Origin of the sequence: Pseudogulbenkiania sp. NH8B (genome assembly GCF_000283535.1) — a bacterium.
Classification (GTDB): domain Bacteria; phylum Pseudomonadota; class Gammaproteobacteria; order Burkholderiales; family Chromobacteriaceae; genus Pseudogulbenkiania; species Pseudogulbenkiania ferrooxidans.
In genome coordinates this window covers 4,302,313-4,324,512 of record NC_016002.1, presented here as the reverse complement: position 1 = coordinate 4,324,512, position 22,200 = coordinate 4,302,313, and the positions used below count along the sequence as shown (strand labels likewise).

The window sequence follows — 22,200 nt, the reverse complement described above, 5'->3', positions numbered from 1 at the left end:
TGCTCAGCGATAAATTCGCACGCCGTCCGCCAGCACTCAAGATGCGAAGGCGCCGCCACCTCATGGGATGGGCTAAACCCGGCTTTGCAGTTCTCCCAATCGGTCCGGGCGGTCGGTGCACAGCATGTCGACCCCCCAGGACTGCAGCAGCCGCGCTTCCATGACGTCGTTCACGGTGTAAGCCATGACGGCGTAGCCGGCGCTGTGGATGGATTCGACCAACGCCAGGTTGAGGCTGGCGTGGTGGCAGTGCAGCGCCAGGGCGCCGACGGCGTCGAGCTGGGCGCGCCAGTTGGCCGGCACCGTGTCGAACAGCAGGCCGCGTGGCAGCTCCGGTGCCGCGATGCGGGCGGCGTGCAGCGCCTCGGCCGAGAACGACGACAGCAGCGGCGGCACCGCGGCGCGCTGCCATAGCCGCCGCGCCGCGCGGGCGACCACGCGCCCGGTTTCGGCCTCGCGCCCCGGGCAGGGCTTGATCTCGAGGTTGACCTGGATGCCGCCACTGCGGCACAGCGTGGCCAGTTCCTCCAGGAGCGGCAACGCTTCGCCGGCGAAGGCGGCATGGAAGCGGCTGCCGGCGTCCAGTTCGCGCAGCTGCGCCAACGTCAGCGCGCGGGCCGGGCCGGCACCGTTGGTGGTGCGCTGCAGGGTGTCGTCGTGCAACAGGAACGGCTCGCCGTCGGCCGACAACTTGACGTCGCACTCCACCGCGCGCACGCCCAGCCGTGCCGCGATCAACAAGCCTGCCAGGGTGTTTTCCGGTGCCAGCGCCCCGCCCAGACGATGGGCGAATACCAGCGGATAGGGCCATAACGGCATGGTCACTTCGGTACCTCGATCGGGATGACGGGCGGCATGACAAGCGGCTCATTGCCGCCCCAACCTGAAAAACGTTGGAATCGATTATGCTTTACGGTCTCGCGTTTTCCCTTAATCGTAAACCCTGCTTTACAGCTCGTGTGACAAAAAGTTACTGTCATCATGGCTTGTGCGGCGCAACAAATAGAAGAAATAGCCCAATGGAAATGGTTTTTCTATGCCTGATGGCGTTTTTTGCCGGCATGATCGATTCGGCAGTCGGTGGCGGTGGACTGATCCAGCTGCCGGCGCTGTTCAACGGTTTGCCGACGCAGGCTCCGGCCACGCTGCTGGGCACCAACAAGTTCGCCTCGGTGTTCGGTACCGCCAGCGCCACGCGCAGCTTCGTCAAACGGGTGAGGATGGCGTGGGGCCTGATTCTGCCGGCCACCGGCGCGGCCTTCCTGCTTTCGTTCGCCGGCGCGACCGCGGCGAGCCACGTGCCGAAGCAGGTGATGAAGCCGGTGGTGCTGGTGCTGTTGATCGCGATGGCGCTGTATACCTTGAAGAAGAAGGATCTGGGGCGGGTGCACAAGCCGACGGCGGTCACCGCGCGGGAGAAGCGGCTGGCGCTGCTGATCGGCGGCGGCATCGGCTTCTACGACGGCATTTTCGGGCCGGGAACCGGGACGTTCCTGATTTTCCTGTTCGTGCGCTGTTTCGCCTTCGACTTTCTGCACGCCTCGGCCGCGGCCAAGGTGGTGAACCTGGCGACCAATATCGCGGCACTGTCGTTTTTTGTCACCACCGGCAACATTCTGTACGCGGTGAGCATTCCGATGGCGCTGTCGAACATCGTCGGCGCCCAGGTCGGGAGCCGCATTGCCATCAAGGGCGGAGCCGGGCTGGTGCGGGTGTTGTTCCTGATTCTGGTGACCGGGCTGATCGGCAAGTTCGCCTACGACATGCTGGGGTGACGCCTGGAGTCGGATTGACAGCGGGGCAGGACATGTCAGTGCAATCCGGGACATCTAAAGTCGCATTGACAGTGGACAAGTTTTCCGCAAAATTTGTCGCAAAAGTATAAAAGCGCTACGCTTAATAACAAATAAATACATAAAGATAAAACGAACGGCTGTTTAATCTTCGGGGATAACAGCCGTTTGCCGTCTTTACTAACGCTTTTCACACAACTGAGGAACTGACCATGCAGATCGCAATTCCAGCCGAACGTCTGGCTGGCGAGGCGCGCGTGGCCGCTACACCGGAAACGGTGAAAAAACTCGTCGCCATGGGTCACACCGTGGTCGTCGAGTCGGGGGCCGGACGCCTGTCCGCCGTCCCCGATGCGGCCTACGCCGACGCCGGCGCCAGCCTGGCGGCGAACCGCGCCAGCGCGCTCGCCAACGCCGACATCGTGCTCCAGGTGCGTCCGCCCGAGGCCGACCAGATCGCCGAATTCAAGACCGGCGCCACCGTCGTCTCGCTGATGAACCCCTACGCCAACCCGCACCTGGCGGCGATGGCGGCCAAGAAGCTGTCGGCCTTCGCCATGGAGCTCTTGCCGCGCACCACGCGCGCGCAGAGCATGGACGTGCTCTCCAGCCAGAACAACATCGCCGGCTACCGCGCGGTGCTGTTGGCCACGCACTACTACCCGCGCTTCATGCCGATGCTGATGACCGCCGCCGGCACCGTGAAGCCGGCGCGCGTGCTGATCATGGGCGTGGGCGTGGCGGGCTTGCAGGCCATCGCCACCGCCAAGCGCCTGGGCGCGGTGGTGGAGGCGACCGATGTGCGCCCGTCCACCAAGGAGCAGGTGGAGTCGCTCGGCGCCAAGTTCATCGAGGTGCCGATGACCGACGAGGAGAAGGCGGCCAGCGACGGCGTCTACGCCAAGGAGATGTCGGACGACTACAAGCGCCGCCAGGCCGAGCTGGTGACCAAGCACGCCATGGCCGCGGACATCATCATCACCACCGCGCTGATCCCGGGCAAGAAGGCGCCGCAGCTGATCAGCGCCGAGGTGGTGCGGGCGATGAAGCCGGGCTCGGTGATCATCGACATCGCGGCGGAAGCCGGCGGCAACTGCGCGCTGACGGTGCCGGGCGAGGTGAGCGTGACCGACAACGGCGTGACCGTGGTCGGCATCACCAACCTGCCGGCGCTGGTGGCGGCGGACGCCTCCAGCCTGTACGCGCGCAACCTGCTGACCTTCCTGTCGCTGATGCTGAGCAAGGACGGTTTCACCCTCAACCTGGAAGACGACCTGCTGGCCGCCACGCTGATCACCCACGACGGCGCGGTGCGCTTCGGCCAACCTTCCTCCCCGTCCGCCGCCGCCCAGCCGGCCGCGACGCGGGCCTGACCTTCCAGGAGAGCATCATGATCGATCCTTTCATCACCAGTCTGACCGTGTTCGTGCTGGCCGTGTTCGTCGGCTACCACGTGGTGTGGAACGTCACCCCGGCGCTGCACACCCCGCTGATGGCGGTGACCAACGCCATTTCGGGCATCATCGTGGTCGGGGCGCTGCTGCAGGTGGTGGACATCAACGGTGAGGCCATCACCCTGACGTCCGTGCTCGGCGCCATCGGCATCTTCCTGGCCAGCATCAACATCTTCGGCGGCTTCCTGGTGACCCAGCGCATGCTCGATATGTTCAAGAAGAAGAAAAAGTAAGGAGCCGCCATGGAAAATATCTCTGCAATTCTCTACCTGATCGCGGCGGTGCTGTTCATCCTCGCGCTGAAGGGGCTGTCCAGCCCGGTGTCCGCCCTGCGCGGCAACCTGTACGGCATGGTGGGCATGCTGATCGCCGTGGTCACCACCTTCCTGATCATGGACAAGCCGGTGCTGGCGCTGATCGGCGCGGCCATCGCCGGCGGCGCGGTGATCGGGGCGTGGCGCGCCAAGACCGTCGAGATGACCGGCATGCCGGAGCTGGTAGCGGCGATGCACTCGCTGGTCGGCCTCTCGGCGGTGCTGATCGCGGTGGCGGCGATCTTCCACAGCGGGGTGGAGCATACCCCGGTGCAGAAGGTCGAGCTGTTCATCGGCGCCTTCATCGGCGCGATCACCTTCACCGCCTCGGTGGTGGCGTTCGGCAAGCTGTCGGGCAAGTTCGGCTCCAAGGCGGTGTCGTTTAGCGGCCAGCACCTGCTGAACCTGCTGCTGGCGATCGCCATGGTGGGCTTCGGCATCGTCTACTTCGTCAGCGACAGCCACGCGGCCTTCCTGGCGATGGTGGCGGTGGCGCTGGTGCTGGGGGTGACGCTGATCATCCCGATCGGCGGCGCCGACATGCCGGTGGTGGTGTCGATGCTGAACTCGTACTCGGGCTGGGCGGCGGCGGGCATCGGCTTCACGCTGAACAATCCGGTGCTGATCATCGCCGGCGCCTGCGTCGGTTCGTCCGGCGCCATCCTGTCGTACATCATGTGCCGGGCGATGAACCGCTCCATCGTCAGCGTGCTGCTGGGCGGCTTCGGCGCCGAAGCGGCCGTCGGCGGCGCCGCGGCCTCGGGTCCGAAGAACTACAAGTCGGGCTCGGCCGAGGACGCCGGCTTCCTGATGAGCAACGCCGACAGCGTGATCATCGTGCCGGGCTACGGCCTGGCGGTGTCGCGCGCGCAGCACGCGCTGCAGGAGTTCGCCGAGCTGCTGCACGAGGCCGGGGTGAAGGTGCGCTACGCCATCCACCCGGTGGCGGGCCGCATGCCGGGGCACATGAACGTGCTGTTGGCCGAAGCCGAGGTGCCGTACGAGCAGGTGCAGGAGATGGAGGAGATCAACTCCGACTTCTCCAACACCGACGTGGTGCTGGTGATCGGCGCCAACGACGTGGTGAACCCGGCGGCGCAGAAGGACAAGGCGAGCCCGATCTACGGCATGCCGATCCTGGAGGCGCACAAGGCGCGCACGGTGATCGTGGTGAAGCGCTCGATGAACGCCGGCTACGCCGGCCTGGACAACGAGCTGTTCTACATGGACAAGACCATGATGGTGTTCGGCGACGCCAAGAAGGTGGTGGAGGATCTGGTGAAGAGCGTGGCGCATTAAGAACGGGTAAGCAAATCTGCTGCGCGCCCCCATCCCGGCCCTGCGATGCTCGCCGTACCCCTTGTACGGCTGCGCTTCTCGAACCAGCCTGAGGGCGCTCGCGACGACTTTCTTCACCCGTTTGGAGCCCCTGCACCATAGGCTTCGACCAAGCCTGACATGATCGACCGCCCGGCCGGCAACGGCAGGGCGGTTTTTTTACGTCGTGTGGCCGATACTGGAGAAGAGTCCGTTGCTAGCAGGGAACCGATCTCGCCATGCCAACCCGCCACCTCGGCGTCGTCCTGAAAGGCTACCCGCGCCTTTCCGAAACCTTCATCGCGCAGGAGCTGCGCGAGCTGGAGGCGCGCGGCTTTACGCTGACGCTGTTTTCGCTGCGCCACCCCACCGACCTGGAGCGCCACCCGGTGCACGACGAGATCCGCGCCCGCGTGGTGTATCTGCCGGAGTACCTGTACCAGCAGCCGTGGCGCGTGCTGCGTGCCGCGTTGCTGGCGCTGCGCCGGCCGGCGGCGCTGTGGGCGACCTGGCGGCTGTTCCTCGCCGACCTCGCGCGCGACTTCACCCCCAACCGGGTGCGCCGCTTCGGCCAGGCGCTGGTGCTGGCGGCGGAGTGTCCGCCCGAGATCGAGCAGCTCTACGTGCACTTCATCCACACCCCCGGTTCGGTGACGCGCTACGCCGCGCGCCTGAGCGGCCTGCCGTGGGCGGCGTCGGCGCACGCCAAGGACGTGTGGACCCAGCCTGAATGGGAAATCCGCGCCAAACTGGCCGACATGCAGTGGCTCGCCACCTGCACCCGCGCCAACCACGACTACCTCTCGGCGTTGCCGGAGGGGCACGGCAAGGTGCATCTGGTCTACCACGGCATCAGCTTCGCGCGCTTTCCGCCGCCCCCCCCGCCCCCGGCCGCGCGCGACGGCAGCGACCCGGCGCACCCGGTGGAGCTGCTGTCGGTGGGCCGCGCCGTGGCCAAGAAGGGCTACGACGACCTGCTCGCGGCGCTGGCGACGCTGCCGCCCGGGCTGCACTGGCGCCTGAGCCACATCGGTGGCGGCACGCTGCTGCCGGAACTCAAACGCCAGGCGGAGCGGCTCGGGCTGGCCGGCAACATCCGCTGGCTGGGCGCGCTGCCGCAGCAGGAGGTGCTGGCGGCCTACCGCCAGGCCGATCTCTTCGCGCTGCCGTGCAAGGTGGTCGACGACGGCGACCGCGACGGCCTGCCCAACGTGCTGATGGAAGCGCAGAGCCAGGGTGTGTGCTGCCTGTCGACGCGGCTGTCGGGCATCCCCGAACTGATCGAGGACGGCGTCAGCGGCGTGCTGGTGGAACCCGGCGACGTGGCGGCGCTCGGCGCGGCGCTGGCGCGGCTGAGCGCCGACCCCGGCCTGCGCCAGCGCCTGGCCCGGGCCGGCGCCGACCGGGTGCGCCGCGAGTTCGCCATGGAACGTGGCATCGAGCGGCTGCTGGCCTGTTTTGACACCCCTCTTTCCGCCACGGAGGCAGCATGCCCCGTCTCGCCTTCTACGCCCCATTGAAATCGCCGCGCCACCCGGTGCCGTCCGGCGACCGCACGCTGGCGCGGCTGCTGCTGCGCGGTCTGCGCCTGGCCGGCTGGCAAGTGGAGCTGGCCTCCAGCCTGCGCAGCTACGACGGCGTCGGCGATCCGCGCCAGCAACAGCGGCTCAAGGCGCGCGCCGAACGCCGCGCCGCGGCGCTGATCGCCGCCTATCGCGCCCGTCCGCCGGAGGAGCGGCCGCAGGCCTGGTTCACCTACCACCTCTACCACAAGGCGCCGGACTGGATCGGCCCGGCGGTGTGCCGCGCGCTCGGCATTCCCTACCTGCTGTGCGAGGCCTCGCACGCACCGCAGCAGGAAGGCGGGCTGTGGCAGGACAACCTGTCCGACTGCGTGGCGGCGATCCGCCAGGCGGCGCGCATCTTCATCGTCAACCCGCGCGACGAGCCCGGCCTGGCGACGGTCCTGGCCAACCCGCTGCGGGTGCTGCGCCGGCTGCCGCCGTTCATCGACACCACGACGTTGGCGCGGCGCCGCCCACGTGGGGAGCTGGCGCGCGAAGCCGGGCTCGACCCGGCGCGGCCCTGGCTGATCAGCGTGGCGATGCTGCGCCCGGGCGACAAGATGGCCTCGTACCGGCTGATGGCGGCGTGCTACCGGCGGCTGCTGGCGGAGGGACGCCATCTGCACTGGCTGATCGTCGGCGACGGCGCGGCGGCGGCGGAACTGGACGCGCTGATCGCCGACCTGCCCGGCGCGGTGCGGCTGGGCGCGCTCGACCCGCCCGCGGCGGCGCCGTGGCTGGCGGCGTCGCAGCTGTGCGTGTGGCCGGCGGTGAACGAGTCGTTCGGCATGGCGCTGCTGGAGGCGCAGGCCGCCGGCTGCCCGGTGGTGGCCGGTTACGGCACCGGCGTGGCCGGCATCGTCGACGCCGCCAGCGGGCGGCTGGTGCACGATTGCAACGTCGAGCGCTTCAGCGCCGCGGTGGCGACGCTGCTGGACGACTGGGCGGTGCGCCGCGCCATGGCCGAGGCCGGCCCACACTACGTGCGCGAGCACCACTCGCTGGGGCGCGCCGCCGCGCTGCTGCGGGCGTACTGGCCGGGCCCGCCCGTCGTGGCATCGGCTATACCGGAAGAAGCCGTCCCGGCTGCTGCCAAGGTATCCCGCGATGAAGAAAAGCCGCATCCTGATCTATAGCCACGACTCGTTCGGGCTCGGTCACCTGCGCCGTTGCCGTGCCATCGCGCACGCCCTGGTCGAGCGCTACAAGTCGCTGACGGTGCTGATCCTGACCGGATCGCCGATCGCCGGCCACTTCAACTTCAAGGCGCGTGTCGACTTCGTGCGCATTCCCGGCGTGATCAAGCTCTACAACGGCGAGTACACCCCGCTCAAGCTGCACATCAGCCTGAAGGAGACGCTGGCGCTGCGCGAGTCGATCATCCTGCACACCGCGCGCGTGTTCGAGCCGGACCTGTTCATCGTCGACAAGGAGCCGCTCGGGCTCAAGGGCGAGGTGGCCAGCACGCTCGACCTGCTCGCCACGCGCCGCACCCGCACCATCCTCGGCCTGCGCGACGTGATGGACGACGCCGACCGGCTGTCGCGCGAGTGGCAGGCCAAGAACGCGCTGCCGGCGCTGGAGAGCCTGTACGACGAGATCTGGGTGTACGGCAGCCGCAATATGGGCGACCCGCTCACCGGGCTGCCGATCACCCCCGCCATCCACGACAAGATGCTGTACACCGGCTACCTGCCGCGCCACCTGCCGGAGCATGAAAGCTCCGGCTTGCTGGAGGGGCTGCCCGAGCCCTACCTGCTGGTGACGCCGGGCGGCGGCGGCGACGGCGCCGAGATGGTGGACTGGGTGCTGCGCGCCTACGAGAGCGGCGCCGCGCTGCCGTGGCCGGCGCTGTTCATGCTGGGGCCGTTCATGTCGGCGCACGAGCAGGAGGCGTTCCGGCTGCGCGCCGCCCGGCTGCCCAACGTGCAGATCGCCACCTTCGACACCCAGTTCGAATCGCTGATGAACCAGGCGCGCGCGGTGGTGGCGATGGGCGGCTACAACACCTTCTGCGAGATATTGTCGTTCAACAAGCCGGCCCTGCTGGTGCCGCGCACCGAGCCGCGCCTGGAGCAGCTGATCCGCGCGCGCAAGGCGACTGCGCTGGGGCTGACCACCATGCTCGACCCGGCGCAACTGGGCGACACCGCGCCGATGGTGGCGGCACTGCAGCGCCTGCCGGAGCAAGCGCCGCCGTCGGCCGCGGCACGGCGCAACATGCTGTGCGGGCTGCAGACCATCGGCAAGCGGGTGGGCGCCATCGTGCGGGAGCACGCCTCGTGAAGCTGCTGTTCTACGTCCAGAGCCTGCTCGGCATCGGCCACCTGCAGCGCGCCGGGCGGCTGGCGCGGGCGTGCCAGGCGCACGGCCTGGAGGTGCACATGCTGATGGGCGGCGAGGACAGCGTGCTGGTCGATTTCGGCGCCGCCCGGCGCATCGCGCTGCCGCCGCTGACCAGCGCCGACGCCCGCTTCACCACCCTGCTCGACCGCCACGGCCGGCCGCTCGACGCCGCACTGGAGGCCGAGCGGCGCGACCGCGTGCTGGCGGCGCTGGAGCAGGTGCGCCCGGCGCTGCTGCTGATCGAGAGCTACCCGTTCGGGCGGCGCCGCCTGCGCTTCGAGCTCGATCCCCTGATCGAGGCGGCGCACGCCATGACGCCGCGCCCGCTGGTCATCTGCTCGGTGCGCGACGTGCTGCAGGGGCGTTCGCCCGAGCGCCAGACGGAGAGCGCCGCGCGGTTCCGGCGCGACTTCGACCACCTGCTGGTGCACGGCGACGCCGAGTTCCTGCCGCTGGCGGCGAGCTTTCCGGTGGCGCTGCTGCCGCCGGAGCGGGTGCACCACACCGGCTACGTCGGCGCCGCGCTGACGCCGTCGGACGACCCCGCGGCGGCCGGCGAGGTGCTGGTCTCGGCCGGCGGCGGCGCGGTCGGCGCCGAGCTGCTCGCCACCGCGCTGGCGGCGCGGCCGCTGACCCGGCTCGCGGCGCGACGCTGGCGCCTGCTGTGCGGCCCGCGGCTGGAGGCGGCGCGGCGCCGGGCGCTGGAGCGCGACGCGCCGGACGGCGTGATCGTCGAGGACCTGCGCGCCGACTTCGCACCGCGCCTGGCGGTGGCGGCGCTGTCGATCTCGCAGGCCGGCTACAACACAGTGCTCGACCTACTCGCCGCCGGCTGCCCGGCGGTGCTGGTGCCGTTCCAGGGCGAGGACCAGACCGAGCAGCGCCTGCGCGCCGAGGCGCTGGCCGCGCGCGGACGCGTCGCGCTGCTGGAGGAGAACGCGCTGACCCCGCTGGCGCTGGCGGCGGAGATCGAGCAGGCGCTGACCCTGCCGCCCACCCGCCTGCCGCTCCGGCTGGACGGCGCCGAGCAGAGCGCGCGGCTGCTGCGGCGCTGGGCCGAGGAGGCCGGCCATGGCGGGTGACGATGGTTTTGCCGTGCTGCGCGCGGAACTCGACCGCTGGGGCGAGAGCGGCCGGACGGCCACCTTCTGGTGGCGCGACGACGACGCGGTGGCGGACAGTGCCGCGCTGCAACGGCTGCTGGAGCTGGCCGATGCCCACGCCGTGCCGTTGTGGCTGGCGGTGATCCCGGCCGCGCTGGAGGACTCGCTGCCCGCCGCCCTCGCCGCCCGGCACGCGCTCGGCGTGCTGCAACACGGCATCGCCCACCTCGACCACGCCCTGCCGGGCGAGCGCAAGTGCGAGCTCGGCGCCGCCTGGCAGTGGGACGCGCTGCGCGCGGCGCTGGAGGACGGGCGGGCGCGCCTGGCGGCGGCCTTCGGCCAACGTTTCCGCCCGGTGCTGGTGCCGCCCTGGAACCGCCTCCACCCCGGCTGGATTCCGCGCCTGTCCGAGGCGGGGCTGACCGGGCTCTCCACCCTCGGCCCGCGTCGGGCGCGCCCGGATCTCGCCGTGGTCAACGTGCACGCCGACCTGATCGACTGGCGCAGCCGCCAGTACGCCGGCGACGCGGCGCTGGCGGCGGCGCTGGCGCGCCACCTCGCGGCGCGGCGCCGCGGCGAGGCCGACGCCCTGGAACCCAGCGGCATCATGAGCCACCACCGCGTGCACGACGCCGCCATCTGGGACGGTGCCGCGCGCCTGCTGGCGCTGCTGGCCGCCCACCCCGCCGCCGCCTGGCACGATCCGGCGGCATTGTGGCATGCCGCTGTGGCGGAGGGCGCGCCGCCATGCTGAACGAGCTCTTCAACAGCACCAACCAGATCGCCGACGTGCTGTGGATCATCCAGCAAATCCTCGGCCGCGCCGCCGGCGAGCTGCAACTGATCGCGCAGCAGATCGACCACGACATCACCGCCGCCGGCTGGGACCGTTTTGCCGGCATCACCGTGCTGGTGGTGGGGGTGGCGATGCTGGCCGAGTACCTGGCCGGGCGCCGCTTCCGCGCGCTGGCCAACGCCATCGGCCGCGAACAGGCCAGCGGGCTCGGCAGCCGCATCGGCTACCAGCTGCTGCGCACGCTGTTCCGGCTGCTGTGCGTCGGCATCTTCATGATCACCGCGCAGGGCATGCTGCTGCTGACCAGCAACACCAACGACGTACGGCCGAAGCTGCTGTTCAGCCTGCTGCTGGCGACGGTGACCTTCCGCGCCGTGGGCGTGCTGTCGCAGGCGGTGTTCGCCCCCACCGCCAAGGGCATCCGCCCGCTGCCGATCGCCTGCGAGCAGGCCATCGGCTTCCACCGCGGCGTGATGACCTTCACCCTGCTCTACATCGTCGGCTTCCAGGGCACCGATTTCCTGGCCTGGCTCGGCATGGACGGCGAGCTGGTGCGCCTGCTCAAGGTGCTCACCGGCCTCGCCCTCAACCTGTTCGCGCTGGGCTTCGTCTGGCTCCAGCGCGGCACCATCGAGCAGTTGTTCCAAAGCCGCGACCGCAACGGCGGGGAACACGGCCTGGCCATCATCCTGAGCCAGTCGTGGCCGCTGCTGGTGACGCTGTGGCTGCTGGCGATCTGGCTGCTGTGGAGCCACAGCCTGATCATCGGCAACCTGCAGCACGCCGCCAAGATGTCCTGGCCATGGTGGCTCACGCTGCTGTTCCCGATCATCGACCGGCTGTTCGCCGCCGCGCTCTACAAGCTGTGCCAGCTGCCCTGGCTGCAAAGCCATACCTTCGCCCAGCGCTCACGCCGCTTCCGCCGCATCATGCAGGGCGGGCTGAGGCTGATCATGCTCACCGTCGCGGTGCTGACCGTGGCCGACGTGCTGGGCTACGACGCCATGACCATGAGCGGCGACGGCCGCATCAGCCGCCTGCTCAAGTCGCTGCTCGACAGCATGGTGATCGTGCTCTTGGCCTATATGGTGTGGGAGGTGCTGCTGTCGCAGATCGAGCGCCAGCTGCCGCCGCCGGAGCAGGAGGTGCAGAGCACCCTGGCCGACGAGGGCGAGGGCGCCGCCGCCGGCAGCCGGCGCGAGACGCTGCTGCCGCCCTTGCGCACGCTGCTGTTCTTCCTGCTGCTGATCATCCTGACCCTGAGCCTGCTGCACGCGCTGGGGGTGGAGATCGGGCCGCTCCTGGCCGGCGCCGGGGTGATCGGCATCGCCATCGGCCTGGGGGCGCAGAAGCTGGTGCAGGACGTCATCTCCGGCATTTTCTTCCTGCTCGACGACGCCTTCCGCCGCGGCGAGTACATCGAGGCCGGCGACTTGCGCGGCACGGTGGAGCGGCTGTCGATCCGCTCGATGCAGCTCAGGCACCACCTGGGCGCGCTGCAGACCATCCCCTACAGCTCGATCCGCACCGTGCGCAACATGAGCCGCGACTGGGCGACCATGAAGCTGGAGATCCGCCTGCCCTACGACGTCGACCTGGAGACGGTGCGCAAGGTGATCAAGAGCGTCGGCGAGGAGATGCTGGCCGACCCCGAGCTGGGACCGCACTTCATCCTGCCCCTGAAGTCGCAGGGGGTGATGCGCATCGAGGAGTCGGCGCTGATCGTGCGCATGAAGTTCACCACCCGCCCCGGCGAGCAGTGGGTGATCCGGCGCGAGGCCTACCGCCGCGTCAAGGAGGCGCTGGAGGCGCGCGGCATCCTGTTCGCCCACCGCGCGATCCACGTCATCCTGCCGGTACCGGCGCCGGCCAAGCCGCCCCCGCCCATGGCGCCGCTGGCGGGCTACGACGACACCCACGAGCTGACCGAGGAGGACAGCCAGCGCCTGGCGGCGATGGCCGGCGCCAGCGCCGGGGCGATCCTGGCCGCCGAACTGGAGCGGCAGAACCGCATCGACGACGAGGATTCGCCCTGACGCCCCGCGCCCGGCCTCCGCCGTTCGGCCTAGCCCCTCCCCCTCGTCGGGCGTATCGAAGGACCCGCCGCCGTCGCGCTACACTGCAGCTTCCCCCCTGCCCGTATTGGAATACCGCGTCATGACCCAGATCACCGATTTCGACTCGCTGCTGGCCGCCGCACGCCAGCAGCCCGACCCGCAACGCCTGCTGTTCGTGTTCGTGCGCTCGGTGCTGCACGACGACCACGCCCCGCACGAAGCCGAACGCTTTAACGCCGGCCAGGGCGGCATCCTGCAGCCGGTGCTGTGCGTCGACAAGACCCCGGCCGAACTCACCAACTTCGCCGCGCTCAAGGCGGAATCGGCGCGCACCGGCGAGGCCTGGCAGCTCATGTTCGTCGCCGCCATCGGCGGCGCCAACGGCCAGGCCCCCAGCAGCGACGACGCCGAAGAGCCGCTCAAGCGCATGATCCAGACCATCCAGACCGGCGGCGACGTGTCGCGCTACTTGGCGTTCGATCATCAGGGCGAGCCGGTACGCTTCCTCTGAGCGCATCGCCCCCCCCGCCGCCGCGCGCGCGGCGGCGCTGAAAACAAAAAGGTTGGCCGAAGCCCCGCATACGGGCTTCGGCCAACCTTTTGGTCGATGAGCGCGGTGAGACGGTTCAGAACCTGGTTACGATCTCGCGAGCTAGAGCGAGACAAGGCAAAAATGGCTGAGGAAGCGGAGTTTACACGTGGTAAATGAGCATTCCGGAGACGTTTTTAACGCCGTATCGCCGACGCGCAGCAGATCGTAAACAGGTTCTCAGCCCGCCATCGACGCCTCCACCTCGTCCGCCGTCTTCGGGATCGGCGTGCCCAGCACGCGGCAGCCCTGTTCCGTCACCAGCACGTCGTCCTCGATGCGGATGCCGCCGAAATCGCGGTAGTCGTCGAAGCGCGCGTAGTCGATCAGCCCGGCGTGGCGGCCCTCGGCCCGCCAGGCGTCGATCAGCGCCGGGATGAAGTAGATGCCCGGCTCCACCGTGATCACCATGCCGGCCTTGAGCGGCTTGCCCAGACGCAGGTAGCCGAGACCGAACAGCGCGCTGCGCTCGACCTCGCCGCCGTAGCCCACCAGGTCCTCGCCCAGCCCCTCCATGTCGTGCACGTCCATGCCGATCTGGTGCCCCAGGCCGTGCGGGAAGGCGATGGCGTAGGCGCCGGAGTCGACGATGGCGTCGGCGTCGCCGTGGAAGAAGCCCTGCGCCGTCATCCGCTCCACCATCACCCGCGCCGCGCGCTTGTGCACCTCGAGATAGGGTACGCCCGGGCGGATCGCGTCGAGCGCGGCCAGCTGCATCGCCAGCACCGTGTCGTACAGCGCGCGCTGACGCGGCGTGAAGCGTCCGCCCACCGGCAGCGTGCGGGTGATGTCGCTGGCGTAGCCGCTGGCGCTCGCCGCGCCGCTGTCGTTCACCACCAGGTCGCCGGCCGCCAGCACCTGGTCGTGGTGATGGTTGTGCAGCACCTCGCCGCGGCGCGAGAAGATGCTGGGGTAGGCCAGCTGCCAGTCGTGGCGCCGCACTATGCCTTCCATCTCGCCCACCACCGCGCGCTCGGCCACGCCCGGCCGCGCCGCGCGCATCGCCGCCAGGTGCATCGCGTGCGTCACCGCGAGCGCCGCTTCCATCTCGGCGATTTCCTCGGCGCCCTTGATCTCGCGTAGCGCCACCACGGCGCGGGTCAGCGCGGCGGAGACGCCGGCGCCCAGCTCGTCCGGCGGCAACGCCAGCAGCCGGCCCAGCTCGATCTGCGTCTCGCCGCGGTACGGCGCCAGGTAGTGCACGGTACGGCCGGCGCCGCGCGCCGCGCGCACCAGCGCCGCCAGCTCGGCGTAAGGCCGCGCCACGGCGACGCCAACGGAGGCGGCGCGCTCGGCCAGGCTTGGCTGCGGCCCGGTCCACACCACCTCGGCGACGTCGGGCTCGCGCCCGAACAGCGTCACCGCGCCGCTGTCGGCGTCGATCACGCCGGCCAGCCCCGGCTCGTTCAGGCCGAAGAAATAGCGGAAGGAGCTGTCCTGCACGAAGGGGTAGATGTTGTCGCGGTAGTTCATCGGTGCGTCGACGTTGCCCGGGAACAGCAACAGGCCGGACAGGCCCGCCGCCTGCAGGCGGGCACGGCGCTGCAGGTAGATGTCAGCAGAAAACATGGAGTCGATACCTTGTGGGTGACGGAACGGGGGCACTGGATTGTATACAGTCGTTCAACTGTACACGCGCCGCCGCCCTCCCGCCAGCGCCGGGCCTCTCACACGCGGTAGGCGCTGACCTCTTGGCGCATGCTCCCCGCCACCTCTTCCAGCCGCGCGGCCAGCGCGGCGGCCTGGCTGGCGGCGCAGCTGTTTTCCTCCGCGCCTTGCGCCACCACTTCCACCTGCTGGGCGATGCTGTTGGTGGCCATGCCCTGCTCGCGGATGGCGTCGGAAATCTCCGTCACCAGGCGCGCGCTCTGGCTGGCGCCGTGATGCAGGCTGCTCATGCTCTGTTGCGCCGACTGCACGCCCTCCTGGCCCTGCTCCACCTGCTGCACGGTCTGCTGCATGCGCCCCACCACGCTGCCGGAGACCTGCTGGATGGCGGCGATGATGGCGCCGATCTCCTGGGTGGAGGCGGCGGTGCGCTCGGCCAGCTTGCGCACCTCGTCGGCCACCACGGCAAAGCCCCGCCCCGACTCGCCGGCGCGCGCCGCCTCGATCGCGGCGTTGAGCGCCAGCAGATTGGTCTGCTCGGCCACGTCGCGGATCACGCTCACCACCGAGGCGATGTCCTGGCTGCGCGATTCGAGCTGGACGATGTCTTCCGAGGCGCCGCTCACGGTCGCGGCGATGGCCTGGATGTCGGCCACCGAGCGCCCGATCACCTGCTGGCCGTTGCCGGCCTGCCCGGCGCTCTCGCCCGCCAGCTGCTGCGCCTCCTCGGCGCGGGTGGCGACATGGTTGATGCTGACCGTCATCTCTTCCACCGCGGCGGCCATCTGCGCCGACGAGGCGCTCTGCGTGTCCGAACTCTGGGCCACCTGGCGCGACGCCGCCTGCAGTTCCTGCGACGATTCCGCCACCGCCATCACGCCTTGCTGCAGCGTGCGCAGGCTGGACTGCAGCCGCTCCAGCAAGCGGTTGAAGGCCTGCGAGGCCTGGCCGATCTCGTCCCGCCCCGCGCCCGGCGCGCGCAGGGTGAAGTCGAGCCGGCTGCTGATGGTTTCCATCGTGCTCGCCAGGTCGCCGAGACCGCGCTTGATGTTGCGGCACAGCAGCCCGCCCCACACCAGCGCCAGCAGCGCGGACAGCGCCATCAGGCCGAAAGACAGCCACAACGACTGGGCGTAGGCACGGTCGTTGTCCTGCTTCATGGCGACGGCCATTCTGTTGTTGTAACCGATATGCTGCGTCCAGGAGGCGGCCAGTGCCGCACCCTTGCCGCGGCCGGCGAAGGCGACCGCGGCGTTGGTGTCGCCGCTGCGCGACGCCCCCAGCGTATGGTCCATCTCCTGCTTGTAGGCCGCATACGTCGCCTTGTCCGCCGCCAGCGCGGCGCGGTCCTCGGCGTCGCTGACCAGCGACTCGTAGGCCGCGAGCTGCGTGTCGATGGCGCTGAAACTCTGCCGGATCTGGCTCTCGTACTCGGCCTTCTTCGCCGGGTCCGCGGTGGCGATGTGCTTCCACACCGCCACCCGGGCATTGGCCGTGGCATCCTTGGCGGCGACCAGGATCTTGACGCTGGGCATGATGTCCGTCGTGAACCCTTCGATACGGATTTGCGCCCGGGACAGCTGCCATACCGCCAGCCCTCCCGCCGCGATCACCAGCAGCACCCCGATCAGGAACGCCAGTATCAAACGCGTTGTGATTTTCATCATTCACCTCGGCTCACTGGAAAACCCTCGGGAAGAGCGGCACAGTCCGTCCTTCCAAAACAAACGTTTGCATTCCATCCCGCCACGCCACCCGCCCGCATTTTGGTGCAAAACAGCAACAACTCCCGCCATGCCGCGGCATTGGCAATTTTCACACTCCGGCCATCGGGCCATAACGCCGTCATTCTGTTCATGACAAAAAGGACAAGCGCTCTACTCTGGCCGTGCACGAATCTCATAGGTTGATTTTTTCTCACCGCCATCGATGCGTTTTCGGAATTCACTAATTAATCCTGCGGCTGATTTGTAATAGAAATCAAAAAGTACATAATTGACGCACAGCCGGCATAAAAAATACAGTCCTCACGCATCCCATTTGAATAAACAAAAATTAATGAAAAGACAATTACCGTCTCTCAATGCCCTCAAAATTTTCGAGGCGGTGGGCCGCACCCTCAGCTTCACCCAAGCCGCGTCGGCGCTGGGCCTGACGCAAAGCGCGCTGTCCCGGCAAGTCAAGACACTGGAAACGGCGCTGGGCCAGAAACTGATCGACCGCAATCAGAAACGGATCGTGTTGACGCCGGCAGGACAGCAGCTGTTGGCGGCGGCAAGCCAGGCCTTCGATACGCTGGAAAAAGCCATCGGGCAGATCAACGAGGCCACGGCGCGACAGGTGCTGCATATTCGCTGCCCGGTCTTTTTTGCCAGCCAGTGGCTGATTCCGCGCCTGCGGGAGATCGAGTTCATCAGCGAAGCCGACAAGATCATCATCAGCTCGCCCGAGCGGCAGAACGACAGGGACATGCCGCCGGTGTCGTGCGAGGTGCGCTGGGGAGATGGTTCATGGCCGGGCTTCGACGGCGAGCTGCTGCGCTCGGTGCGCCTGCAGGCGTTCTGCGCGCCGCCGGTGGCCGAACTGTTCGCCCACAGCGGCGACACCAGCCGCTTGCGCCTGCTGATCTTCCAGCAGCCCAACCAGCAGATCTGGCAGCACAGCTGGAACCGCTGGCTGGAGGCCAACCCGCTGCCGGGCAGCAACGAACGGCTGGTATGCGACTCCCCGAAATCGACGCTGAGCGCGGCCTGCAAGGGCCTGGGACTGGCCCTGTGCGACCCGGTGATGCTGGAGAGTGAGCTGGTTCTCGGGCAGCTGGTGCCGTTCAACGAGCATCAAGTCGGCTGTGCCCACTCCTATTGGATCAAGACGCCCGGCGCCGGCGACAGCCCCGCCAGCCAGCGGCTGCACCAGTACCTGACGCAACACTTCGGCAATGCCGGCCGGCGTGACAGCGGCACCGCCGCAGGGCGGCGGCATGCTGCGGGCGTCAGGCCGGAGCCAGGCGCCAACGCCAGCGCAGCAGGCCACTGACCGCCCCGCCCGCCAGCAAGGCCCACAACGGGGCGCCGAGCCCGGCGATGGTGACGCCGGAGGCCGCCACCACGAAGGTGAGCAGCGCCGCCTCGCGCTGGCGCTCGTCGCCCAGCGCGGTGGCGAGCGAGGAGGCCAGCGTGCCGAACAACGCCAGTCCGGCGGCGGCGGCCACCAGCGCCTTGGGCAGGGTCAGGATCAGCGCCGCCAGCGCCCCGCCGGCCAGCCCCAAGAGGAGGTACAACACGCCGCACACCACCCCGGCCATGTAGCGCCGCGCCGGGTCCGGGTGCGCCTCGGGCCCGGTGCAGATCGCCGCGGTGATCGCCGCCAGCACCACGCCGTGTCCGCCCAGGGGCGCGGTGACGATCGACATCAATCCGAGCGCAGTGACCGGCGAGCGCGCCGGAATGCGGTAGCCGGACGAGGCCAGCACCGCCATGCCCGGCAGGAACTGCCCGGTCAGCGCCACCAGCGCGAGCGGAATGGCGAGGTTGACGAAGGCCGTCCACGACCATGCCGGCAGGGTGAACTGCGGCCCGGCGCCGCCCTGCCACGCCGGCAGCGCGCCGAACAGGCCCTGCACGCCGGCGATGGCGAACCCCAGCGCCAGCGCGAGCGGCAAGGCGTAGCGCGGGAACAACCGTCGGCCGAGGAAGAACGCCGCCGCCATCGGCAGCACCAGCGCCGCGTCATGGCTGGCCGCCCCGGCCAGCTCGGCGACGAAGCGGAACAGGATGCCGCCCAACAGCGCCGCCGCCAGCGCCGGCGGGAACACCTTCATGATCCTGTCGAACAGCCCGGAAGCACCGATCGCGGTGACGATGACCGCCGCCGCCAGGAAGGCGCCCACCGCCTCGGGGTACGGCACGCCGGGCAGCGCCGCCAGCAGCAGCGCCGCGCCCGGCGTCGACCAGGCGGTGATCACCGGCGCCTTCCAGCGCAGCGACAGCCACAAGCCGGCGACGCCGGAGCCGATCGACACCGCCCACACCCAGGAACCGAGCTGGGCGGCGCTCAGGCCCGCCGACTGCGCGGCGTGCACGATGATGAGAAAAGGGCCGGAATACCCCACCAGCAGTGCAAGCACCGCGGCGAGGACGGCCGAAGGCGACAGATCGCGCCAGGGGGAAAACGTCATGGTTCTGCTCCTTGGAGCCGCCAACACAACCCACTTGGCATTGCTGTGCGCATGCGGATACATCGCTGGGCGCGCATTTGCCGTACTGGGTGTACGGGCGGCAGCCACACGCCGGGCCAGGACCGCTGCACGGGGTTGGTTAACCGCTCAGATGTCATCGATGGCCCCAGCGTAGTCCCGCCGCGCGACGCCGCCTTCACACAACGCGCCAAACAGCTTAGGCTGGGCGCGATCTGTTCTATATAACAAGACGATGAACGCCACTCCGCATTACCAGCGCATCGCTGCCGAGCTGCAGGCCCGCCTCGACGCCGGCGAATTCGTCCCCGGCAGCCGCCTGCCGGCGGTGCGCCGCCTGGCCGAACACTACGGCGTCAACACCCTGACCGCGCTCGCCGCCTACCGCCTGCTGGAACAGCGCCAGAGCGTGGTGGCGCGCCCGCGCGCCGGCTTCTACGCCGCTCTGCCGCGCCGCGCGGCCCACCCCGAGCAGAGCGCGCCGCTGCCGGCGCCGGCGGCGCTGGTGCGGGTCGACAGCCGCGTCTCGCACCTGCTGCGCCTGTCCGGCTCGCGCCTCGCGCTGCAGCTGCACATGGCCGAGGCCGCCACCGCGCTCTACCCCACCGCCGAGCTGGCGCGCCGCCTGCAGCACACCTTGCTGCGCCAGCCGGAGCTGATCGGCGCCTACCTCGCCGAATCCGAACAGACCCGGCTCAAGCGCGAGATCGCCCGCCTCGCCGCCGGCGCCGAGCTCGATCTCACCCCCGGCGACATCCTGATGACCCAGGGCATCACCGAGGCCATCAGCCTGGCGCTGCGCCTGCTCACCCGCCCCGGCGACACCGTGGCGGTGGAAACCCCGGTCTACTTCGGCCTGCTGCAGACGCTGGAGAGCCTGGGCCTGAAGGCGCTGGAGATTCCCTGCACGCCGGACGCCGGGCTGTCGCTGGAGGCGCTGGAGTTCGCGCTGCGCCACGGCCCGGCGGTGCGGTGCCTGGTCACCGTGCCGCACTTCCAGAACCCCACCGGGGCGCTGATGCCGGACGACAACAAGAAGCGCCTGCTGCAGCTGGCGCGCCGGCACGGCGTGACGATCATCGAGGACGACGTGTTCGGCGACCTCTACTTCGGCCCCCGCCGTCCCACCCCGCTCAAGGCCTGGGACCGCGACGGCGAGGTGATCTACTGCGCCTCGTTCACCAAGAGCTTCGCGCCGTCGTTCCGCCTGGGCTGGCTCGCCGGCGGCCGTCACCACGCGGCGCTGACCCGCTTGCGCGAAAGCAGCTCGCTGGTGAGCTCGTCGCTGCTGCAGGTGGTGCTGGCCGACATGCTCGCGGCGGGCGATTACGCGCGCACCAGCCAGCGCCTGCGCCAGCAGCTGGCGCAGCAGATGCAGGCCACCGCCGACGCGGTGCTGGCGGCGTTCCCGCACGGCACGTGCGTGCGCCGGCCGCAGGGCGGGCTGCTGCTGTGGGTGGAATGCCCGGAGGGGGTGGATACCGCGCGGCTGCTGGAAGCCGCGCTGGCGCAGTCGATCAGCTTTGCCCCCGGCCTGCTGTTCTCGGCCGAGCCGCGCTTCAGCCACTGCCTGCGCCTCAACTTCGGCCAACCCTGGAGCGGGCAACTGGCCGACGCCATCACCCTGCTCGGCCGCCTGGCCACCGCGCAGCTGGCCGGACAGGATTGAGAACCTGTTCACGATCTGTCGCGAGCAGCCCTCAGCGGGGTGAAAAGCAGCGCAGAAGTCGGAATGTACTGGAGGACATGAGGATTCCCGATCGCTGAGCCAATCACTACGTGCCATTCTCTCGCTGAGCCAATCGAAGATTGGCACGCAGTGATTGGCTCAGTGATAGATTCGCACGCAGTGCACATGAGCCCCGATCAGGGAGGCGCAGCAAGATCGTGAACGGGTTCTGAGGAAACGACCATGGACCACATCGACACCCTGGTGATCGGCGCCGGCGTCATCGGCCTGGCGGTGGCGCGCGCGCTGGCCCTGCAAGGACATGAAGTCATCGTCGCCGAAGCCGAAGCCGCCTTCGGCCACCACACCTCGAGCCGCAACAGCGAGGTGATCCACGCCGGGCTCTACTACCCGACCGGCTCGCTCAAGGCGCGGCTGTGCCTGGCCGGGCGCGCATCGCTGTACCGCTACTGCGCCGCGCGCGCGGTGCCGCACCGCCGCCTCGGCAAGCTGCTGGTCGCCACCCAGGCCGGCGACGCGCCGCGGCTGACGCACATCGCCCAACGCGCCGCCGCCAACGGCGTGAGCGACCTGCGCTGGCTGGAACAGGCCGAGCTCGCCGACCTGGAGCCGGCGCTCGCCGGCCACACCGCGCTGTTGTCGCCCGCCACCGGCATCGTCGACAGCCACGCCCTGATGCTGGCGCTGCTGGCCGACGCCGAAGCCGCCGGCGCGCTCCTGGCGCTGGCCTCGCCGGTGGTCGGCGGGCGCATCGAGCCGGACGGCCTGGTGCTCACCATCGGCAGCGACACCCCGTACTACCTGCACGCGCGTCGCGTGGTCAACGCCGCCGGGCTGTGGGCGCAGCGCGTCGCGGCGGCCATCGACGGCCTGCCGGCAGACTCCATTCCCCCGCTGCATTACGCGCGCGGCGTGTACTTCACGCTGAGCGGACGCGCGCCGTTCTCGCACCTGATCTACCCGCTGCCGGTGGCGGGCGGACTGGGCACCCACCTCACGCTCGACCTCGCCGGCCAGGCGCGCTTCGGCCCGGACGTGGAGTGGGTAGATGCGGTGGACTACCGTGTCGACCCGGCGCGCGCGGGCTGCTTCTACCAGAGCATCCGCCAGTGGTGGCCGGCGCTGCCGGACGGCGCGCTGCAGCCGGGTTACGCCGGCATCCGCCCCAAGCTCGCCGCGCCGGACCAGGCCGATGCCGATTTCGTGATCCAGGACGAGCGCCAACACGGCGTGCCGGGGCTGATCAACCTCTACGGCATCGAATCGCCGGGGCTGACCAGCTGCCTCGCGCTGGCCGACGAAGTGGCGCGGCGGCTGGCGCCAGGCGCCGTGTAACAATTGAAACACATCGCGCCGCGCTTTCTGATAAGAAC

18 protein-coding genes are annotated in these 22,200 nt (G+C 69.5%); 14 read left to right on the top strand and 4 right to left on the bottom strand.

What is annotated here, in order from left to right; all coding sequences use genetic code 11:
• Positions 1 to 72 precede the first annotated feature (72 nt).
• On the bottom strand, positions 73 to 819 hold the full coding sequence (ugpQ, locus tag NH8B_RS19990; RefSeq protein ID WP_008955795.1) for a glycerophosphodiester phosphodiesterase: 747 nt from the start codon (positions 817 to 819) through the stop codon (positions 73 to 75).
• Positions 820 to 1,019: 200 nt separating this feature from the next.
• On the opposite strand from ugpQ, the gene NH8B_RS19985 reads away from it, so the two are divergent.
• From NH8B_RS19985 to NH8B_RS19935, 11 genes are all read left to right on the top strand, one after another.
• Positions 1,020 to 1,775, top strand: coding sequence for a sulfite exporter TauE/SafE family protein (locus NH8B_RS19985; RefSeq protein WP_008955794.1), 756 nt, complete (start codon positions 1,020 to 1,022; stop codon positions 1,773 to 1,775).
• 230 nt (positions 1,776 to 2,005) lie between these two features.
• Entirely contained in the window at positions 2,006 to 3,166 is a 1,161-nt protein-coding gene (locus NH8B_RS19980) for a Re/Si-specific NAD(P)(+) transhydrogenase subunit alpha (RefSeq protein ID WP_014087152.1), read from the top strand.
• 17 nt (positions 3,167 to 3,183) lie between these two features.
• Complete coding sequence (locus NH8B_RS19975) at positions 3,184 to 3,480, top strand: proton-translocating transhydrogenase family protein (RefSeq protein WP_014087153.1); 297 nt, start codon at positions 3,184 to 3,186, stop codon at positions 3,478 to 3,480.
• 9 nt (positions 3,481 to 3,489) lie between these two features.
• A complete protein-coding gene (locus NH8B_RS19970; protein WP_014088853.1) occupies positions 3,490 to 4,860 on the top strand; it encodes an NAD(P)(+) transhydrogenase (Re/Si-specific) subunit beta in 1,371 nt (456 codons plus the stop codon).
• Positions 4,861 to 5,117: 257 nt separating this feature from the next.
• Entirely contained in the window at positions 5,118 to 6,398 is a 1,281-nt protein-coding gene (locus NH8B_RS19965; protein ID WP_014088852.1) for a glycosyltransferase family 4 protein, read from the top strand.
• Complete coding sequence (locus tag NH8B_RS19960) at positions 6,368 to 7,579, top strand: glycosyltransferase family 4 protein (RefSeq protein ID WP_014088851.1); 1,212 nt, start codon at positions 6,368 to 6,370, stop codon at positions 7,577 to 7,579. The genes NH8B_RS19965 and NH8B_RS19960 overlap by 31 nt, the downstream gene beginning before the upstream one ends.
• On the top strand, positions 7,551 to 8,729 hold the full coding sequence (locus tag NH8B_RS19955) for a glycosyltransferase family protein (RefSeq protein WP_014088850.1): 1,179 nt from the start codon (positions 7,551 to 7,553) through the stop codon (positions 8,727 to 8,729). The genes NH8B_RS19960 and NH8B_RS19955 overlap by 29 nt, the downstream gene beginning before the upstream one ends.
• Complete coding sequence (locus NH8B_RS19950; RefSeq protein ID WP_014088849.1) at positions 8,726 to 9,871, top strand: glycosyltransferase family protein; 1,146 nt, start codon at positions 8,726 to 8,728, stop codon at positions 9,869 to 9,871. Before NH8B_RS19955 ends, NH8B_RS19950 begins: the two co-directional genes overlap by 4 nt.
• Complete coding sequence (locus NH8B_RS19945; protein WP_014088848.1) at positions 9,861 to 10,646, top strand: hypothetical protein; 786 nt, start codon at positions 9,861 to 9,863, stop codon at positions 10,644 to 10,646. Before NH8B_RS19950 ends, NH8B_RS19945 begins: the two co-directional genes overlap by 11 nt.
• Complete coding sequence (locus NH8B_RS19940) at positions 10,640 to 12,724, top strand: mechanosensitive ion channel family protein (RefSeq protein ID WP_008955479.1); 2,085 nt, start codon at positions 10,640 to 10,642, stop codon at positions 12,722 to 12,724. Before NH8B_RS19945 ends, NH8B_RS19940 begins: the two co-directional genes overlap by 7 nt.
• Before the next feature lie 121 nt (positions 12,725 to 12,845).
• The gene (locus tag NH8B_RS19935) at positions 12,846 to 13,256 is read left to right on the top strand and encodes a hypothetical protein (RefSeq protein ID WP_014088847.1); all 411 of its coding nucleotides are present in this window, start codon (positions 12,846 to 12,848) and stop codon (positions 13,254 to 13,256) included.
• A 258-nt stretch (positions 13,257 to 13,514) separates the two neighbouring features.
• Here the strand turns inward: NH8B_RS19935 and NH8B_RS19930 are convergent, their stop codons facing one another.
• Entirely contained in the window at positions 13,515 to 14,903 is a 1,389-nt protein-coding gene (locus NH8B_RS19930) for an aminopeptidase P family protein (protein ID WP_014088846.1), read from the bottom strand.
• 98 nt (positions 14,904 to 15,001) lie between these two features.
• Positions 15,002 to 16,606 (bottom strand): methyl-accepting chemotaxis protein, encoded by a 1,605-nt coding sequence (locus NH8B_RS19925; RefSeq protein ID WP_041703669.1) that lies wholly within the window; start codon positions 16,604 to 16,606, stop codon positions 15,002 to 15,004.
• Between the two features lie 394 nt (positions 16,607 to 17,000).
• On the opposite strand from NH8B_RS19925, the gene NH8B_RS19920 reads away from it, so the two are divergent.
• On the top strand, positions 17,001 to 17,978 hold the full coding sequence (locus NH8B_RS19920) for a LysR family transcriptional regulator (protein ID WP_014088844.1): 978 nt from the start codon (positions 17,001 to 17,003) through the stop codon (positions 17,976 to 17,978).
• Here NH8B_RS19920 and NH8B_RS19915 read toward each other — a convergent pair.
• Positions 17,935 to 19,119: a benzoate/H(+) symporter BenE family transporter gene (locus NH8B_RS19915; protein ID WP_014088843.1), complete on the bottom strand. Its 1,185-nt coding sequence runs from the start codon at positions 19,117 to 19,119 to the stop codon at positions 17,935 to 17,937. The two genes, NH8B_RS19920 and NH8B_RS19915, sit on opposite strands and share 44 nt — an antisense overlap.
• Before the next feature lie 253 nt (positions 19,120 to 19,372).
• Here NH8B_RS19915 and NH8B_RS19910 point away from each other — a divergent pair, with 253 nt between their 5' ends.
• Together NH8B_RS19910 and NH8B_RS19905 are read left to right on the top strand one after the other, a co-directional pair.
• Positions 19,373 to 20,806 (top strand): aminotransferase-like domain-containing protein, encoded by a 1,434-nt coding sequence (locus tag NH8B_RS19910; RefSeq protein WP_014088842.1) that lies wholly within the window; start codon positions 19,373 to 19,375, stop codon positions 20,804 to 20,806.
• Between the two features lie 243 nt (positions 20,807 to 21,049).
• The gene (locus NH8B_RS19905; RefSeq protein WP_014088841.1) at positions 21,050 to 22,162 is read left to right on the top strand and encodes an NAD(P)/FAD-dependent oxidoreductase; all 1,113 of its coding nucleotides are present in this window, start codon (positions 21,050 to 21,052) and stop codon (positions 22,160 to 22,162) included.
• Positions 22,163 to 22,200 lie beyond the last annotated feature (38 nt).

What these genes read in the sequence shown, in the direction of transcription:
- NH8B_RS19955 (WP_014088850.1), top strand. Translation starts at nt 7,551, where the DNA reads ATGAAGAAAAGCCGCATCCTGATCTATAGCCACGACTCGTTCGGGCTC.
- NH8B_RS19960 (WP_014088851.1), top strand. Translation starts at nt 6,368, where the DNA reads ATGCCCCGTCTCGCCTTCTACGCCCCATTGAAATCGCCGCGCCACCCG.
- NH8B_RS19970 (WP_014088853.1), top strand. Translation starts at nt 3,490, where the DNA reads ATGGAAAATATCTCTGCAATTCTCTACCTGATCGCGGCGGTGCTGTTC.
- NH8B_RS19980 (WP_014087152.1), top strand. Translation starts at nt 2,006, where the DNA reads ATGCAGATCGCAATTCCAGCCGAACGTCTGGCTGGCGAGGCGCGCGTG.
- NH8B_RS19935 (WP_014088847.1), top strand. Translation starts at nt 12,846, where the DNA reads ATGACCCAGATCACCGATTTCGACTCGCTGCTGGCCGCCGCACGCCAG.
- NH8B_RS19925 (WP_041703669.1), bottom strand. Translation starts at nt 16,606, where the DNA reads ATGAAAATCACAACGCGTTTGATACTGGCGTTCCTGATCGGGGTGCTG.
- NH8B_RS19915 (WP_014088843.1), bottom strand. Translation starts at nt 19,119, where the DNA reads ATGACGTTTTCCCCCTGGCGCGATCTGTCGCCTTCGGCCGTCCTCGCC.
- NH8B_RS19910 (WP_014088842.1), top strand. Translation starts at nt 19,373, where the DNA reads ATGAACGCCACTCCGCATTACCAGCGCATCGCTGCCGAGCTGCAGGCC.
- NH8B_RS19940 (WP_008955479.1), top strand. Translation starts at nt 10,640, where the DNA reads ATGCTGAACGAGCTCTTCAACAGCACCAACCAGATCGCCGACGTGCTG.
- NH8B_RS19985 (WP_008955794.1), top strand. Translation starts at nt 1,020, where the DNA reads ATGGAAATGGTTTTTCTATGCCTGATGGCGTTTTTTGCCGGCATGATC.
- NH8B_RS19920 (WP_014088844.1), top strand. Translation starts at nt 17,001, where the DNA reads ATGAAAAGACAATTACCGTCTCTCAATGCCCTCAAAATTTTCGAGGCG.
- NH8B_RS19930 (WP_014088846.1), bottom strand. Translation starts at nt 14,903, where the DNA reads ATGTTTTCTGCTGACATCTACCTGCAGCGCCGTGCCCGCCTGCAGGCG.
- NH8B_RS19905 (WP_014088841.1), top strand. Translation starts at nt 21,050, where the DNA reads ATGGACCACATCGACACCCTGGTGATCGGCGCCGGCGTCATCGGCCTG.
- ugpQ (WP_008955795.1), bottom strand. Translation starts at nt 819, where the DNA reads ATGCCGTTATGGCCCTATCCGCTGGTATTCGCCCATCGTCTGGGCGGG.
- NH8B_RS19945 (WP_014088848.1), top strand. Translation starts at nt 9,861, where the DNA reads ATGGCGGGTGACGATGGTTTTGCCGTGCTGCGCGCGGAACTCGACCGC.
- NH8B_RS19975 (WP_014087153.1), top strand. Translation starts at nt 3,184, where the DNA reads ATGATCGATCCTTTCATCACCAGTCTGACCGTGTTCGTGCTGGCCGTG.
- NH8B_RS19965 (WP_014088852.1), top strand. Translation starts at nt 5,118, where the DNA reads ATGCCAACCCGCCACCTCGGCGTCGTCCTGAAAGGCTACCCGCGCCTT.